14 protein-coding genes are annotated in these 14,889 nt (G+C 69.5%); 8 read left to right on the top strand and 6 right to left on the bottom strand.

From position 1 onward, the window contains the following. Window positions 1-4: 4 nt before the first annotated feature. Complete coding sequence (locus tag ASD84_RS08385; protein WP_056708995.1) at window positions 5-1,363, top strand: class I adenylate-forming enzyme family protein; 1,359 nt, start codon at window positions 5-7, stop codon at window positions 1,361-1,363. On the opposite strand, the gene ASD84_RS08390 is transcribed toward ASD84_RS08385, so the two are convergent. Beyond that, a complete protein-coding gene (locus ASD84_RS08390; RefSeq protein ID WP_056708998.1) occupies window positions 1,360-2,682 on the bottom strand; it encodes a hypothetical protein in 1,323 nt (440 codons plus the stop codon). The genes ASD84_RS08385 and ASD84_RS08390 overlap by 4 nt on opposite strands. 119 nt (window positions 2,683-2,801) lie before the next feature. Here ASD84_RS08390 and ASD84_RS08395 point away from each other — a divergent pair, with 119 nt between their 5' ends. Continuing rightward, window positions 2,802-3,794: a hypothetical protein gene (locus ASD84_RS08395; RefSeq protein ID WP_056709000.1), complete on the top strand. Its 993-nt coding sequence runs from the start codon at window positions 2,802-2,804 to the stop codon at window positions 3,792-3,794. Next, window positions 3,791-4,552: a class I SAM-dependent methyltransferase gene (locus tag ASD84_RS08400; RefSeq protein ID WP_156391678.1), complete on the top strand. Its 762-nt coding sequence runs from the start codon at window positions 3,791-3,793 to the stop codon at window positions 4,550-4,552. The genes ASD84_RS08395 and ASD84_RS08400 overlap by 4 nt, the downstream gene beginning before the upstream one ends. A 60-nt stretch (window positions 4,553-4,612) precedes the next feature. Here the strand turns inward: ASD84_RS08400 and gmd are convergent, their stop codons facing one another. After that, on the bottom strand, window positions 4,613-5,611 hold the full coding sequence (gene gmd / locus ASD84_RS08405; RefSeq protein WP_200954468.1) for a GDP-mannose 4,6-dehydratase: 999 nt from the start codon (window positions 5,609-5,611) through the stop codon (window positions 4,613-4,615). 24 nt (window positions 5,612-5,635) lie between these two features. Here gmd and ASD84_RS08410 point away from each other — a divergent pair, with 24 nt between their 5' ends. Further along, window positions 5,636-6,694: a glycosyltransferase gene (locus ASD84_RS08410; RefSeq protein ID WP_156391681.1), complete on the top strand. Its 1,059-nt coding sequence runs from the start codon at window positions 5,636-5,638 to the stop codon at window positions 6,692-6,694. Window positions 6,695-6,746: 52 nt separating this feature from the next. Then, entirely contained in the window at window positions 6,747-7,646 is a 900-nt protein-coding gene (locus ASD84_RS08415) for a class I SAM-dependent methyltransferase (RefSeq protein ID WP_056709008.1), read from the top strand. Here ASD84_RS08415 and ASD84_RS08420 read toward each other — a convergent pair. Further along, window positions 7,643-8,635, bottom strand: a complete 993-nt coding sequence (locus ASD84_RS08420; protein ID WP_056709011.1) for a GDP-mannose 4,6-dehydratase — start codon at window positions 8,633-8,635, stop codon at window positions 7,643-7,645. The two genes, ASD84_RS08415 and ASD84_RS08420, sit on opposite strands and share 4 nt — an antisense overlap. A gap of 146 nt (window positions 8,636-8,781) precedes the next feature. On the opposite strand from ASD84_RS08420, the gene ASD84_RS08425 reads away from it, so the two are divergent. The 3 genes from ASD84_RS08425 (at window position 8,782) to ASD84_RS08435 (ending at window position 11,830) form a co-directional block, all read left to right on the top strand. Continuing rightward, a complete protein-coding gene (locus ASD84_RS08425; RefSeq protein ID WP_056709013.1) occupies window positions 8,782-9,765 on the top strand; it encodes an NAD-dependent epimerase/dehydratase family protein in 984 nt (327 codons plus the stop codon). Window positions 9,766-9,779: 14 nt separating this feature from the next. After that, a complete protein-coding gene (locus tag ASD84_RS08430) occupies window positions 9,780-11,000 on the top strand; it encodes a glycosyltransferase family 4 protein (protein WP_056709015.1) in 1,221 nt (406 codons plus the stop codon). Window positions 11,001-11,131: 131 nt separating this feature from the next. Next, a complete protein-coding gene (locus ASD84_RS08435; RefSeq protein ID WP_056709018.1) occupies window positions 11,132-11,830 on the top strand; it encodes a sugar transferase in 699 nt (232 codons plus the stop codon). Between the two features lie 79 nt (window positions 11,831-11,909). Here the strand turns inward: ASD84_RS08435 and ASD84_RS08440 are convergent, their stop codons facing one another. The 3 genes from ASD84_RS08440 to ASD84_RS08450 all read right to left on the bottom strand — a co-directional run bounded on the left by ASD84_RS08440 (window position 11,910) and on the right by ASD84_RS08450 (window position 14,799). Then, the gene (locus ASD84_RS08440; RefSeq protein WP_082573226.1) at window positions 11,910-12,623 is read right to left on the bottom strand and encodes a TylF/MycF/NovP-related O-methyltransferase; all 714 of its coding nucleotides are present in this window, start codon (window positions 12,621-12,623) and stop codon (window positions 11,910-11,912) included. 104 nt (window positions 12,624-12,727) lie between these two features. Then, window positions 12,728-13,480, bottom strand: coding sequence for an FkbM family methyltransferase (locus ASD84_RS08445; protein ID WP_082573227.1), 753 nt, complete (start codon window positions 13,478-13,480; stop codon window positions 12,728-12,730). Continuing rightward, window positions 13,480-14,799: an O-antigen ligase family protein gene (locus ASD84_RS08450; protein ID WP_156391683.1), complete on the bottom strand. Its 1,320-nt coding sequence runs from the start codon at window positions 14,797-14,799 to the stop codon at window positions 13,480-13,482. Before ASD84_RS08450 ends, ASD84_RS08445 begins: the two co-directional genes overlap by 1 nt. Window positions 14,800-14,889: the final 90 nt, after the last annotated feature.

The following is a 14,889-nucleotide window of genomic DNA, read 5'->3' on the forward strand; positions in this document are numbered from 1 at the left end:
CACGATGATCGAGCTGGTCCGCAGGTTCGCAGCCGCTGACCCCGCGCGGGTCGCGATCATCACTGAGGACGACCAGTGGTCCTACGGGCGTCTGGCCGCCGAGGCCGACGCGCTGGCCCACGGCCTGCGCGCGTCCGGCACCGACCGCTTCGCGATCGTCAGCAACGACGTGCCCTTCATCGTCGCGCTGATGGCGGCCTCCTCGCTGGTCGGCGCGGAAGCGTGCGTCTACGCGCCGGACATCACGACCGAGGACCTCGTCCGACAGGCTGGGACCTTCGGCCACGAGGTGGTCGCGACGACCCGCACCGATCTCGGTGACCTGCCGGTCACGCTCCGCACGCCCGAGGACCTGCGTGCCGAGGGTCCCCGGATCGACCAGCTGCCCGACAGCCGACCGCTGCTGGTGCTCACCACCGGGACCACCGGCCTGCCTCGCGGCGTACGGCACGACTGGTCGCGGCAGCTGAGCCGTACGACGGCCGCCCGCGACGCCGCCGGCCAGGTGTGGCTGCTCGCCTACGGCCCCCAGCAGTTCGCGGGTCTCCAGGTCCTGATCCACGTGTTCAGCACCGGTGCCACCCTGATGGCTCCCCCGGTACGACGTCCGCAGGCCGTGATGGAAGCGCTGCACACCCACGGGGTGGACCACATCAGCGCCACCCCGACCTTCTGGCGGTTCCTGCTCGCCGAGCTGCGCGCGGACGACCGCCCGGTCCCCTCGCTGCGCCAGATCACCCTCGGCGGCGAGGCGGCGCCCGCTTCACTTCTCGAGGGCCTCACCGAGACCTTCCCGGAGGCGCGGATCTCGCACATCTACGCCGGTTCCGAGTTCGGGTCGACCGGCTCGGTCCGCGACGGCCAGGGCGGCCTCCCGGCCGCTCTGCTGGAGCGCGGCGGCGACGGCGACATCAGCCTGAAGATCGTCGACGGCGAGCTGTTCGTCCGGTCCTCCGCGAGCATGCTCGGCTACCACGGCGACACCGACCTGCCCGAGGGCGAGTGGTGGCCGACCGGCGACGTCGTCGAGGTCGTGGGTGAGCGGATCGAGTTCCGCGGCCGCAAGTCCGACGTGATCAACGTGGGCGGCGTGAAGGTGCATCCCCTCCCCGTCGAGGAACGGGTGAGCTCCGTGCCCGGCGTCAAGGTCGTGCGCGCCTACGGCCGCACGAACGCCCTGGTTGGCGCGGTCGTGGCGATCGACGTGGTACCCGACGGAACCGTGGACGAGCGTGCGCTCAAGGAGAGCATCCGTTCTGCGTGCGCGGACCTGCCGAGGCCTTGGCAGCCGCGGAGCATCCAGGTCGTCGAGGAGACGGCCATGAAGGGCAACAAGATCGTCCGCGGTACCGAGGAACGCTAGGCGCGGCGCCCGGCTCCCGCGGGACGCCGCGCGTGCTTCCCGGGCGTCGCCTTCGGTGCCTGCACTGCCTGCGGTTCGGGCGCGTCGCCGCGGCCCTTCCACCACAACGCGACCCACCAGCACACCGTGGAGATGCCGGTGCCGACCGCCATCCCCCACAACCCGCCCTCGGCATCGCCGAGCGCGGCTCCGACGACCATGCTCACGCCGACGAGGGCGATGCTGATGACATCGGTCCACATGGCGACCTGGATGTGGTGGCGGCCGATCAGGGCGGCCCGCACCCCGCTCTGCGCTGCCATCAGGAGGACCTTCAGGCTGACCGCCAGCATCAGTGGTTCGACGATCTCCCAGGAGTCACCCAGCACGGCGCGGCCCACGACGTCGGGCAGGAACACCAGCAGCACCAGGTTGAGCAGGCCGACGATCGCCGAGATCACGATCGCCCGGCGGACGTGGTGCCAGTAGGCCCCCGGCACCTCCCGGTCGCGGGCGACGTCGGCCGCCGCAGCAGTCGCGACGGCCATCTGCACCGCCGTGCTGGGCGCTGCCAGCAAGGTGGCGGACCTGAAGGCGGCGACGGCCAGTGCGTCGCTGAACACCGTCATCAACGAGGCCGTCACAAGAGCCGTGCCGCTGGCCGACAGGCCGCCGACCAGGGAGCGCCACGAGAAGTGCCAGCGCTCCCGCAGCCACGTGCGCCACGCGCCTGCGGGCAGTCCGTTCTGGGCGAACACCCACAGCGACGCGATCCCGCCGGGCAGCGCCCAGGCGAAGATCAGCCAGCTCAGGGTGGTCCGGTCGAGGGCGATGGTCGCGCCGAACGTGGCCACCATCAGCACGACCCAGATCAGGTCAAGGCTGACGGCGCCCGCCGGGCGCTGGCGCGCGATCGCCAGGTAGCGGCCCACGTCATGGACCAGGAGCAGCGGCAGCAGCGCGCCCAGCACGATGATCGGCATGCCCAGGGGGCTGTCGACGGCGGCGAGGGCGAGCCCGGGCACGACGCACAGCACCCCGGTGAACAGGGACAGGGCGAGGGTCGAGGAGAGGATCGCGCGCGGCTGGTTGTCGGCATCCTCGGGGTGCACCAGGACGGTCGTCGAGATCATGCTGCGCAGCGCGACCTGGGCGACCCAGTACACCATCATCACGAGGCTGAAGCGCCCGAAGTCTGCGGGCGCGAGGACGTGCGCGGCCCAGATCAGCGCCGCGATGTTGGAGACGCTGGAGAGCAGCTGGTCGACGGTGACCAGGCTCAGCCGGCGATCGGCAGAGGCCACCGTCACGTCATCGCTCTGCGCTGCACCTTCGTTCACGCCGAGATCATTACAGACAATCGGGGTGCGACTTCGCAGAACGTCTAGACCGCGTGATCGTTGTGCCAGTGTTGGACGGCCCCCCAGCCGTCGCTGACTCAATGGAGAATGCTCACGCCATGAGATCCACCCTTTTCCGCGCCCGGGCGTCGATACGCGTACAGAAGCAGCTGACGCGCGTTCGCAAGCTCCGCGACCGCTGGATCGACCACCCGTCCCGGCAGATCGAGCAGGCGCGCCGCCAGCTGCTCACCGGCGATGTCGACGTGCTGGTCCTCGGCGACAGCTCGACCCTGTGCTGGTCGCTGCGCGACACCGACCGCACCATGATCCCGGAGCTGCTCGGGCAGCGCCTCGGCAGCAACGTCGTCTCCGTCGCCGGTCCCGGCTACGGCGCCCGTGTCTACAGCGAGGTGCTCCGGATCCTCGGCACCCTCGAGCAGCGGCCGAAGGCAGTGGTGATCGCAACGGCGATCCGGGCGACCTCCGGCACCCACATCGTCGAGCACCCCACGACCAGCTACGCACGGTCCCTGGCGTCCCTGGCGAAGGTCAAGACCGCCAGGCGCCGGGTCCGGTCGCTGGGGCGCGGCGGCAGCTTCATCACCCCCGAGGCGGATGCGGCATACCGCGCACTGCCCGTGCACTCGCGCTGGGCCGACGACGTCACGATCGGTGACTACCGCAAGCAGCTCGAGGGCCAGGGACCGCCGCCGTGGCCGATCGAGCTCGAGAAGCTGCGCTTCGACTTCTTCCACGGCGAGTACGTCCGCGACGATGATCCGCAGCTCGCGAAGCTCACCGAGCTGGGCCGTCAGATCGACGCCTACGGCGTGCCCACGGTCGTGTACTGGACGCGCCCGCCCAAGCAGCGCGGCGAGATGCACTTCCCCGGCGAGTTCGAGGACCACGTCCGCGCGAACCTCGCGGTCGTCGAGGGTGCCCTGGTGAAGGACTGCACCTCGGTCACCGGGATGATCGACGTCGACCTCGAGGACGAGGACTACGAGGACAGCCAGAACGGCAACGAGCACTACAGCTTCTCCGGCCGCACCAAGCTGACCGACGCCATCGCCGACCGCATTCGTGACCTCACCGAGGAGCTTTCTTGACCATCCATGCGTGCCCGGTCTGCGGGACATCGATGGCCAGCTTCGACACCGCGATCGTGCTCGAGAAGCACGAGGCGCACTACCACCGGTGCCCGTCGTGCGGAATGGTCGCAACGCTCGAGACCCCGTGGCTCGAAGAGGCCTACTCGACGGCGATCCACGCTGCCGACACCGGCCTTCTGCGGCGGGCGCGCCGATTCAGCGCCATGACGAACGCCGTGATCGGCTTCGAGGGCCTGAAGCGTGGTCGATTCCTTGACTGGGCCGGCGGGTACGGCGTCTTCACCCAGATGATGCGCGACCGCGGACTCGACTACTGGCAGCACGACGACTTCGCCACCCCCCTGTTCGCCGCCGAGTACGCCGACGACGGCGAAGGTCGCTACGACCTGATCACGGCGTTCGAGGTCATGGAGCACCTGGCCGACCCGCGGGCACAGCTCGCTCCCGTCGCCGCCCGTACCGACCGGCTGCTGTTCACCACGCAGCTCCTGCCCGATCCCGCGCCGCGGGTCGGCGAGTGGTGGTACTACATGCCGCCGGTCGGCCAGCACATCTCGTTCCACACGGTCGCGTCGTTGCGGCTCGTCGGCAAGGACCTCGGGTTCGAGCTCACCAGCAACGGTGCCGGGTGGCACCTCTTCCACCGGGACCCGATCGACCTGCGGACCCGGGCGTTGCTGTCCGAGGCGACGATCACTGGTGGACGGCGGGTCCGTCAGTTGCGCGCACGCGCGACTGCGCTCCTCGGCCGCTGACGCGACCGCGCCTCAGGACGGGCGCACGAGACGTTCGCCTGAACGACCTCGCGAGCGGCCTCAGCCGCGCTCGAGCTCCTGCTTGTGCTGCACCAGCCGGCCGAGGTGCTCGACGTCGGCATCGACCATGATCGCCGCCAATGCCTTGGCGTCGGTGTCCGCCTTCCAGCCGAGCACGTCGCGGGCCTTCGACGGGTCCCCGATGAGCGCGTCGACCTCGGTCGGCCGCTCGTAGGACTCGTTGTAGCGCACGTGGTCCTCCCAGTTGAGGCCCGCGTGGGAGAAGGCTTCCGCGCAGAACTCCCGCACGGTGGTGCCGATGCCGGTCGCGAGCACGAAGTCCTGGGGCTCGTCCTGCTGGAGCATCCGCCACATGCCCTCGACGTACTCGGGCGCGAATCCCCAGTCCCGGACGGCGTCCAGGTTGCCGAGCTCGAGGTGATCGGTGATGCCGAGCTTGATCGAGGCGACGCCCAGGGTGATCTTGCGGGTCACGAAGCTCTCGCCGCGGCGCGGCGACTCGTGGTTGAACAGGATGCCGGAGACCGCGAACAGGTCGTAGGCCTCGCGGTAGTTGACGGTGACCCAGTGGGAGTACAGCTTCGCTGCGCCGTACGGCGAGCGCGGGTAGAACACGGTCGATTCGCTCTGGGGCGGCGGGGTCGCGCCGAACATCTCCGACGTGGAGGCCTGGTAGAACCGGCAGTCCAGCTTGGCCGCACGGATCGCCTCGAGCAGCCGCAACGTGCCGACCGCGTCGGTCGAGGCGGTGTACTCGGGCAGCTCGAACGACACCTTCACGTGACTCTGCGCGCCGAGGTTGTAGACCTCCTGCGGCTCGATGTCGCGGATCTGGTTGCTGAGACTGACCCCGTCGGTCAGGTCGCCGTAGTGCAGGTGCAGCCCGGAGGTGCCGTGCAGGTGGTCGATCCGGCTGCGGTTCAGGGTCGATGAACGACGGACGAGTCCGTGGACCTCGTAGCCCTTCGACAGGAGGAGTTCGGCGAGGTAGGAGCCGTCCTGACCGGTGATACCCGTGATGAGTGCGCGCTTTGTCACGGGGGCACAGTATCGTCGCGCCTCATGCATGTGGTCGTGGACGCCGTCGTTGTCCGGACAGGCAGCGTGACGATCGTGCTGGAGCACCTCGTCCGCGCCTGGTCCGAGACCTTTCCCGAGGACTCGATCTCGGTGCTGTTCGGACCCGAGGGCCAGACCTTCCCGTTGCCCGAAGGCGCCCACGCCGAGGTGCTCTCCCAGCCTGCTGGGCCGCTCGGCGGCCTCTGGCTCCGGTCCGTCGCCGTCCGCAGGGCCGCGCACCGGCTCGGGGCGGACGCCGTCCTTGCCGGCGTCCCCGCGAGCGGCCTGCTCGGCTCGAAGGCGCCTCGTGGCGTGATCCTGTACGACCTGCGCTTCGAGCTGCGCCCGGAGCAGTTCTCCCGGAAGACGCGGATCGCGCGTCGCCTCTCGTGGGGGTGGAGCATGCGGCTCGCCGAGGGCATCTTCACCATCTCCGACCGCACCCTCGACGACCTCGCCGAGCACCACCCACGCCTCGCGCGACGGGCCGTCGCCGCACCCCTCGGCTCCGATCACGCGCTGGCCTGGCACGCTCCGCAGAGCGACGGGACGCCGTACGCCATCGCGTTCGGCCACTACGGCAACAAGAACGCCGATGCGGTCATCGACGGCTGGGCTGCCTTCTGCGCCACCCGCACCGACTGGCAGCTGCGCCTGGTCGGGATGGGCAAGGCAGATCGCGATGCCGCCGCCGAGCAGGTACGACGGCTCGGGATCGAGGACCACGTCGAGCTCATGCCGTGGCTCGACGACGATGCGTTCCAGACCTGCTTCGCGGGCGCCGGCCTGGTGCTCTTCCCCTCCGACTTCGAAGGGTTCGGGCTGCCCGCCGCGGAGGCCCTGCGGCTCGGCATCCCGGCGGTGATCTCGCCGGATCCAGCGCTCGCCGAGGTCACGGGGGGACACGCGGTGACGGCGCGGTCGACCACGGCCGCCGACCTCGCCGACGCGATCCGCGCCGCGCTCGACCTGACGCCCCGACAGCTCGCTGCCGGGCAGGCCTTCGCCGAGACGTTCTCCTGGCGTCGTACCGCGGAAGTGATCCGCGCGGGCCTGCGCTGACGCCGACCTGCTGTACTACCGACCGAAACCCCTGCTGCCACGGAGACCATCGATGCCCACCTGCCCGGCCTGCAACGGACACGACGTACGCACGGCAGTCGCCTCCCGGGCCACCGCCCGACAGATCAGCACCTGCCGGGACTGCCACGCGAACTTCTGGTCCGACCACGAAGCGACCGAGCGGCTCGACGCCATCGAGACCCAGCAGGCGATGAGCGCCGACGACTACAGCGACTGGGTCGACATCAAGCGCGAGCAGGCCGGCCCCGAGGCGTGGCACGACGCCATCGCGTGGATCCAGGACGCCCTGTCCGGACAGGGCGATCTCGGGCGTGCGCCGGTCATCTACGACGTCGGCGCCGGCGACGGCCACTTCCTCAGCGTCGCCCGCGACGAGTTCGGCTTCGAGGTGACGGGCAACGAGATCGTGCAGGGCGCGGTCGAGCTCGCCAAGGAGCGCTACGACGTCGACCTCGACCTCGGAGACCTCGCCAGCCTTGGCCACGTCGAGACGGTCGACGCGGTCACCCTGTGGTGCGTGCTGGCCCACGTCACCGACGGGGACCAGCTCCTCTCCGACTGCCTCACGATGCTGCGGCCCGGCGGCGTCCTCTACCTCCAGACGCCGCACTGGACCAAGGCGGACACCGCCGCTCACGCGATCAAGCGCGCCACCCGTGGCCGGGTCAGCCAGGTTCCCGACCGCCGGATCGCCCAGCACCACTGGATCCTGCACACCCGCGCGAGCATCACGGCGCAGCTCACCCGCCTCGGTTTCGTCGACGTCGTCGCGGAGCCGCGGCTGCGCTACACCCTCACGTCAGAGGCCTACATCGCCTCGATGAACCCGCCGCCGTGGACGGTCCGACCCGCCTCTCGGCTGCTGGACCGCCTGATCGCCAGCCCCGTCGCGCCGCGCATCGTGCTCGACGTGCGGGCCCGCAAGGGCTAACGCGCTCCGCGCCGCCCGGGCAACGGGAGCGACCCGAGGTAGGCCTCGTCCTCGTCGACCCCTGAGCGCAGCCGCGCCAGGTCCGCGGCAACCATCGCGTCGACGGTGTCCTCGAAGGTCGCCGTTGCCCGCCACCCCAGTACCTCCGCGGCAGGCTCCGGGTCCGCGACGAGTACGGCGGTGTCGGCCGGACGTACGAGCGCTGGGTCCTGTTCGACGTACCCCTCGGAACCGTCGAGGCCGGCGGCGAGGAAGGCCCGCTCCACCAGGTCCGTCAGTCGATGCGGGCAACCGGTGCCGATCGGCAGGTCCACGGGGACGTCGGCTGCGACCATCAGCCGGATCGCCTCGACGTAGTCACCGGCGAACCCCCAGTCACGGACGACGTCGAGGTTGCCGAGGACCAGGTGCTCCCGCTGTCCGAGCGCGATCTCCGCGGCCCCGCGGGTGATCTTGCGGCTCACGAAGGTGAGCGCGCGCAGCGGGCTCTCGTGGATGTAGAGGCGCCCGATCGACGCGGCCAGCCCGCGGTCGCGTGCGTCACGCACCACGTCCTCGGCCGCCGCCTTGGAACGCGCATAGGGGCTGGCAGTGGCGTCCCCACTGATCTCCGCGGACGAGGCCTGGAAGAGCCGGACCTGCCGACCGGTCCGGTCCCGCTGCGCGAGCAGCGCCGCGACCAGGATCTCCACGGCCGTCTGGTTGACCGCAACGGTCAGTTCCGGCTCGTGCCAGCTCCGTCCGACCGAGCTGACTGCCGCGAGGTTGTAGACCTCGTCCGGTTCGACGTCGTGAACGAGCGCACGCAGGCCCGCGGCGTCACGCAGGTCGAGCGAGCGCAGCTCGGCCCCGGCAAGGTACACGTGGCGCGGATGACCGTCGACGGCACCCGAGACGGTGCCGACAACGCGAACACCATCAGCGAGGAGGGAACGCGCGAGGTAGATTCCGTCCTGCCCCGCGACGCCGGTGACGAGGGCAGTGCGCACAGCCGCGAGTGTAGGAGACGGCGATCGGCAGACCTGCCGGGAGCCGACCACAACATCCGAAGCCACCGTGACACAGTGCTGGTCTAGTCGTTGGTAGGTCATCGCTGGGGGGCGGTTCCACCATTTCAGATCCTGAGGAGAATTCCATGAGTTCGGGCCCCGTAGACGTCCTGGTTGCCGGTGGCGGCGGATTCATCGGAGGACACCTCGTCGCTGATCTCCTCGCTCAGGGCAAGACGGTCCGCTCGATCGACGTCAAGCCGCTGGACGAGTGGTACCAGGTGCACCCCGATGCCCAGAACGGCGTCGGCGACCTGTCGCTGCTCGCCGATGCCGAGGCAGCGACCGAGGGTGCCCGCGAGGTCTTCATGCTCGCCGCCGACATGGGAGGCATGGGCTTCATCGAGAACAACAAGGCGCTGTGCATGCTGACGGTGCTGACCAGCACCCACATGCTGCAGGCGGCGAAGAAGTTCGACGTCGAGCGCTACTTCTACTCCTCCTCCGCATGCGTCTACGCCGCGGACAAGCAGACCGACACGGCCGTGACCGCGTTGAAGGAGTCCGACGCCTACCCGGCGCAGCCCGAGGACGGCTACGGCTGGGAGAAGCTCTTCTCCGAGCGGATGGCCCGCCACTTCACCGAGGACTACGGCCTGATCACCCGCACTGCCCGCTACCACAACGTCTACGGCCCGGAGGGCACGTGGACCGGTGGCCGCGAGAAGGCGCCTGCAGCCGTGTGCCGCAAGATCGCCGAGGCGGTCATCACCGGCAAGCACGAGCTCGAGATCTGGGGCGACGGCGAGCAGACCCGCAGCTTCATGTACGTCGACGACTGCGTGCAGGGCTCGCAGCGGATCCTGGCCAGCGACCTCGAGGAGCCGATCAACCTCGGTTCGTCCGAGCTGGTCTCGATCAACCAGCTCTACTCGATCGTCGAGGACATCGCCGGCATCAAGTGCGAGCGCAAGTACGACCTCAGCGCGCCCCAGGGCGTGCGTGGCCGCAACTCCGACAACACCATGATCAACGAGGTCTTCGGCTGGGAGCCGTCGATCACGCTGGCCGACGGCCTGGCCAAGACCTATGCCTGGGTCTTCGACCAGGTCAAGCGCGCCCACGGCTGACGGGGACTGAGCAGTTGCGGATCCTGGTCCACGACCACAGCGGACATCCCTTCCAGGCCGAGCTGAGCCGCGAGCTCGCCCGGCGGGGCCATGACGTCACCCATTCGTACGTCGAGGGCTACGTCTCCGGCAAGGGCAAGCTCGAAGCCGCCCCGGGCGAGACGATCACATTCGAGGGCATCGGCGGCGCCAAGCTGATCGACAACCAGCGGATGGCCCAGCGCCTGGTGCGCGAGGTCCGCCGCGGCTTCGAGCTGGTCCGCCACGTGCGTCAGGTCGACCCCGACATCACGATGATGTCGAACGTGCAGATCCCGACCCTGGTGATCTTTGCGTTCGCGATGGCCGTGCTGCGCAAGCCGTGGGTGCTCTGGCACCAGGACGTCTACGCCATCGCCGTGAAGTCGTTCAGCGGCAGCAAGCTGCCGAAGCACTTCGCCGTCGTGGCCTGGGCCTTCGAGGTCGCCGAGCGCTGGTGCTCGAAGCGCGCCGCGGCGATCGTCGTGATCGCCTCGTCGTTCGTGCCCGTCCACGAGAAGTGGGGTACGGCGGCCAAGGTCACCGTGATCCCCAACTGGGCCCCGCTCGACGAGATCCGGCCGGTCGACCGCAAGAACGACTGGGCGATCGAGCACGAGGTCGATGACGTCCGCACGCTGCTCTACTCGGGCACCCTCGGCCTCAAGCACAACCCGGAGCTGCTGGTCCACCTCGCGAAGGCGACGGCCGACGCCGGTCAGCCGGTCCGGCTGGTCGTCGTGAACTCCGGGCCCGCGGTCGACGTGCTCCGGGCGGAGGCAGAGCGGCTCGACGTACCCATCACGCTGCTGCCGTTCCAGCCCTACGAGCGACTGTCCGAGGTCCTCGGCAGCGGCGACGTGCTCGTCGTCCTGCTCGAGAAGGAGGCCGGGGCGTTCTCCGTTCCCTCCAAGACGCTGTCCTACCTGTGCGCCGGGCGACCGGTGCTGGGCCTGATGCCCGCCGAGAACCTCGCCTCGTCGCTGGTGACCCGCGCGGGCGGGCTCGTGCTGCCGCCGGCCGGGGACTCCGTCACGGAGGCAGGCACCTGGCTGGTCCAGGTCCTGCAGGACGAGGAGATGCGCGCCGAGCTCGGCGAGGCGTCGCGCGACCTGGCCGAACAGGAGTTCGCACTCGACGGCTGCGCCACGAAGTTCGAGGACCTCCTGGGTGCCCACGTCCCGGCGCGCGCCAAGGGTGCCGGCCGCCCGAATTGAAGGTTTCCCCTTCAATCCTGCAAGTGACTCGTATCCCATCGCCGACTCGCTCGTTGGGTTGGGTGGCAGGGTCCCCCACCCCGCATTGGGACGACCACAACTCGGGTCTGGTCTGTGGCAGGAGGTAACCGTTGAAGAAGCGCGCGTTCGACGTCGTGGTCATCAGCCTGGCCGCCATCGTCTGGGTGCCCGTGGTGCTCATCTCGGCCCTGGCAGTGCTGGTCCTCTCGGGTCGACCGATCTTCTACAACTCCCGGCGCTGGGTCGGGACCGACCTCGTCATCGAGATGGTCAAGCTCCGCGTGATGGTCCCCAACGCGCACCGCGTGGTGGCGCCGATCGACGCCGGCCGCTTCCTCAACACCCCGCTCGACTCCCCGCTGTACACCCCGATCGGTCGCGTGCTGGACCGTCTGGGGCTCAACGAGATCCCCCAGTTCATCCACGTCTTCAAGGGCGAGATGAGCATCGTCGGCGCCCGGCCCCTCACCCAGGCGGTCCGCGAGGCCCTCGTCGAGCAGCACGAGGACCTGGACGCACGCTGGCTCACCCCTGCCGGGCTGACCGGCCTTCCGCAGCTCGTCGGCCGCCACGGCCTGACCGACCACCAGCGCCTGCACCTCGAGGCGGCCTACGCCCGCCGCACGAGCGAGCACCCCAGCCTCCGACTGGACTTCCTGGTCCTGCTCTACACCGTGCTGATCACCTTCGGCCTCAAGAAGCCGATGGCGTACGACGACGCGCTGACCCTCGCTGCCGGCAAGCAGACCTCGCTCCAGCACCTGCGCACGCAGTCGTTCGCCGCAACCCCCGACGTCGACGTCGCCTGACCGGGTGGCGCCCAGGCGCACCCGGCACTGACGCAACTGTGGGCCGACCCGTCGGGTCGGCCCACAGTCATGCGTGGGGTCAGCGCATCCGGATGGCGAGGTGCCCGAAGTAGTGCCAGGCCGAGGCCAGGACGTCGTACTCGCGCTGGTAGGCGGAGCAGTAGTGCTCGAGGGCAGCGAACTCGTTGAGCACCGACGAGAACTCGTCGAAGATCACGATGGTGCCGGGCACCAGCAGGGCGTTGAGCCGGGTCAGGACGTAGAGCGCGGAGGAGTACAGGTCCGAGTCGATGTGCAGGACCAGCTGGGCCTGCGGCTCGAACTTCTCCAGGAAGATGTCGACGGTGTCCTGGAACCAACCCGGCACGAAGGACAGCCGCTCGTCGTCGATGTCGGGCAGCACGCCGTCGACGTCGAAGTGCGCCTTGACCATCTGTCCGTCGAAGCGCTTCCAGTCCTCGGGCAGGCCCTCGAAGGAGTCGAAGCCGTAGAAGCGTGACTCCGGGCGCTGGTTGAGCTGGGTCCAGTGGCGGAGCGACTGGCCCTCGAAGACCCCGAACTCGAGGTAGTCGATCGCGCCGTCGCCGATCAGCTGCGCGTGGACGTGGTCGTACATCTCCTCGCGCTGAGCGAAGGCGGGCGTGCCGTCCGGCACGTGCTCGCGACGCCAGGTCTCGATCTTCGGGAGGTTGACGATCGTGTCCAGCCTGCGGCTGTCCCGCCCGACGCGGGCGATCGCCACCTTGGACTTGATTCGGACAGCGGCCATGGCGCGCTGAACGGCAACAGACATGAAGTGGCACTCCGAGCCGCGGCGGGTTGGTGGGAGGGGGTCGCCGCAGACGTCAGCATAGGGCTTGGGCCCGCCGCGCCGCAGGAAGAACCCCGTGGCCTGCGTCAGGCGGATCGCACCACGAGGACGTCGCACTGCAGCAGCCGCCCGGACGGGTCGGAGAAGCCCGGTTCGAGGCTCTGGAGGCGGTAGCCGTGACCGCGCAGGACCTCGATCATGCTCTCCGCCAGGTGCTGGCCCTCGTACAGCTCGACGAAGGACATCTCGAGCTGCAACGCGTCGAACCGGGGCAGCAGGTCGCCGGCTCCGGCAAGCACCTCGGTCTCGTAGCCCTGGGTGTCGATCTTGAGGAGGGTACGACCGGGCGTGACGTCGAACTGGTCGGCCAGCTGGGCAACGGTCGTCACCGCGACCCGCTCGACGGCGACGTACGCCGAGTCCTGCGCACCGTCGAGGTGCGCCTGCGTCATCCCGAGGATCGAGGAGGAGTAGGAGTTGGCCGAGACGTTGATGTCGACCTCGCCCGACTCCGCGCCGACCGCGGAGTTCACGGTGTGCCAGGTCGCGTCGCGCGCTGCCCGGCCCGATAGCTCCGCGTAGGCGCCGGAGAGCGGCTCGCAGCTGATGATCCGGCCCTCGTAGCCGGCCCGGCGCAGCCCCAGTCCGTACTGGCCCACGTTCGCTCCGATGTCGAGCACCGTGTCGATCCCGCGTGACTGCAGGGTGCGGTTGACCTGACCGGTGAAGACGCCCCGGCTGACGTCGAGGTCAAGCCGCTGCAGCCCGCCTCGCACGGTGAGCTTGGCTCGCTCCCGAAGGCGGTTCTTCAGGGTCTGGTCCTTGCCCTTGGTGGCCATCAGCTGCTCTCCGTCGTGGTGGTGTCAGGTGAAGTGGAGCCGAGCCTCGACTGGATCGCCAGCAGGATCGTGAGCGACATCGGCACCCACAGGGTGCGGTCCTCCAGACCCGGGACCGTTGGTGTGATGGCGATGAAGGCCCACACGACGTAGCCCAGGCGGCGGTTGGGGTGATGACCGAACAGCGGGCGGGCCAGGACGAAGAGCACCATCAGGTAGCCCAGGAAGCCGATCACGCCGACGCTCGCCAGCACGCCCAGCACGACGTTGTGGACGTAGATCGCGTCCGCGAAGCCATTGCCCGCGATGGGGTGCTGGAGGAACAGGGAGATGCCGAGGTCCTGGGCGTCGAGGCGAGCACGGTCGGCCACCAGGGAGTCCGCGGAGCCCGCGAGGCGACTCAGTGCCGAGGTGTCTCCCGTCGAGTCGACGAGCAGCGGGAGCGAGAAGACGAAGACGGCGCCGCCGATGGCCAGCAGGAATCCGCGGATGGCGGAGCGCTCGACGATGGGGACCATCAGGACCAGGCCCGCGATCACGACCGTGGCGGCTCGACTGCCGCTCGTGACGGCCGAGACGGCACCTGCTCCCGCGGCGCCGGCGACCAGGACGCGGTACCAGACCGCGTCGTGGCGACGCCACAGGTACATGGCGAGCGCGAAGGTCATCACGCCCGCCTCGCCGAACGCATTGGGGTGGTGGGAGAGCCCGATGCGACGATCGGCGATGCCGCCGTCGAGGGGCGAGTAGGCGACGCTCGCCATCTGCCCGACGACGTAGCTCCAGACCAGGAGGTCGACGGCCTTCCACTTCGGTGCCCAGATCGCGACCAGCGTGACCAGACCGACGAGGACCACCAACCACTGCACGAACTGCAGGGCGCTGACGAGGGGATCGGGTGAGAACGCCGTCGAGAGAGTGCCGGTGATCAGGATCAGGGAGACGCCGAGGACGTAGCCGAGCGGCAGGTTGACCTTGTGGCGCAGCAGGCTCGGGAGCAACAACATCACGCTCAGCCCGAACAGCAGGTCGGTGGGCGTGATCGCACTGCTCGGGCTCGGCGCCAGGCCCTTGTACATGGGCGCGGTCGCGAAGGCGGCCATCATCGTGAGCATCGCAGTGCGCTCGCGGCCGATGACCCCCAGCACCACGAGGAAGACAGCTGCGCCGAGGGCGATGAGCGCGAACAGCAGGCCCCGCGTCGCGGCGGCTGTGAGGCCGATGGTCACCAGGCACAGCGTCAGCGCCACCAAGCGCCGCTCGGTGGCCCCGGGCGCATCGGAAGAACTGGCAGGCCGGGTGGATCTTGCGGTCGTCACGCTCGGCACTGCACTCCTCTCCACGCCGGGGTCGTCCCAGTCGACAACGGCCGAGGTGAGTCTAGGGGACGGAGGACTCCTCGGAGGCCT

Origin of the sequence: Nocardioides sp. Root682 (genome assembly GCF_001427795.1) — a bacterium.
Classification (GTDB): domain Bacteria; phylum Actinomycetota; class Actinomycetes; order Propionibacteriales; family Nocardioidaceae; genus Nocardioides.

Excerpts from the sequence above, each read along its gene's own strand:
- ASD84_RS08410 (WP_156391681.1), top strand. The coding sequence starts at position 5,636 with ATGCATGTGGTCGTGGACGCCGTCGTTGTCCGGACAGGCAGCGTGACG.
- ASD84_RS08385 (WP_056708995.1), top strand. The coding sequence starts at position 5 with ATGATCGAGCTGGTCCGCAGGTTCGCAGCCGCTGACCCCGCGCGGGTC.
- ASD84_RS08425 (WP_056709013.1), top strand. The coding sequence starts at position 8,782 with ATGAGTTCGGGCCCCGTAGACGTCCTGGTTGCCGGTGGCGGCGGATTC.
- ASD84_RS08395 (WP_056709000.1), top strand. The coding sequence starts at position 2,802 with ATGAGATCCACCCTTTTCCGCGCCCGGGCGTCGATACGCGTACAGAAG.
- ASD84_RS08445 (WP_082573227.1), bottom strand. The coding sequence starts at position 13,480 with ATGGCCACCAAGGGCAAGGACCAGACCCTGAAGAACCGCCTTCGGGAG.
- ASD84_RS08440 (WP_082573226.1), bottom strand. The coding sequence starts at position 12,623 with ATGTCTGTTGCCGTTCAGCGCGCCATGGCCGCTGTCCGAATCAAGTCC.
- ASD84_RS08415 (WP_056709008.1), top strand. The coding sequence starts at position 6,747 with ATGCCCACCTGCCCGGCCTGCAACGGACACGACGTACGCACGGCAGTC.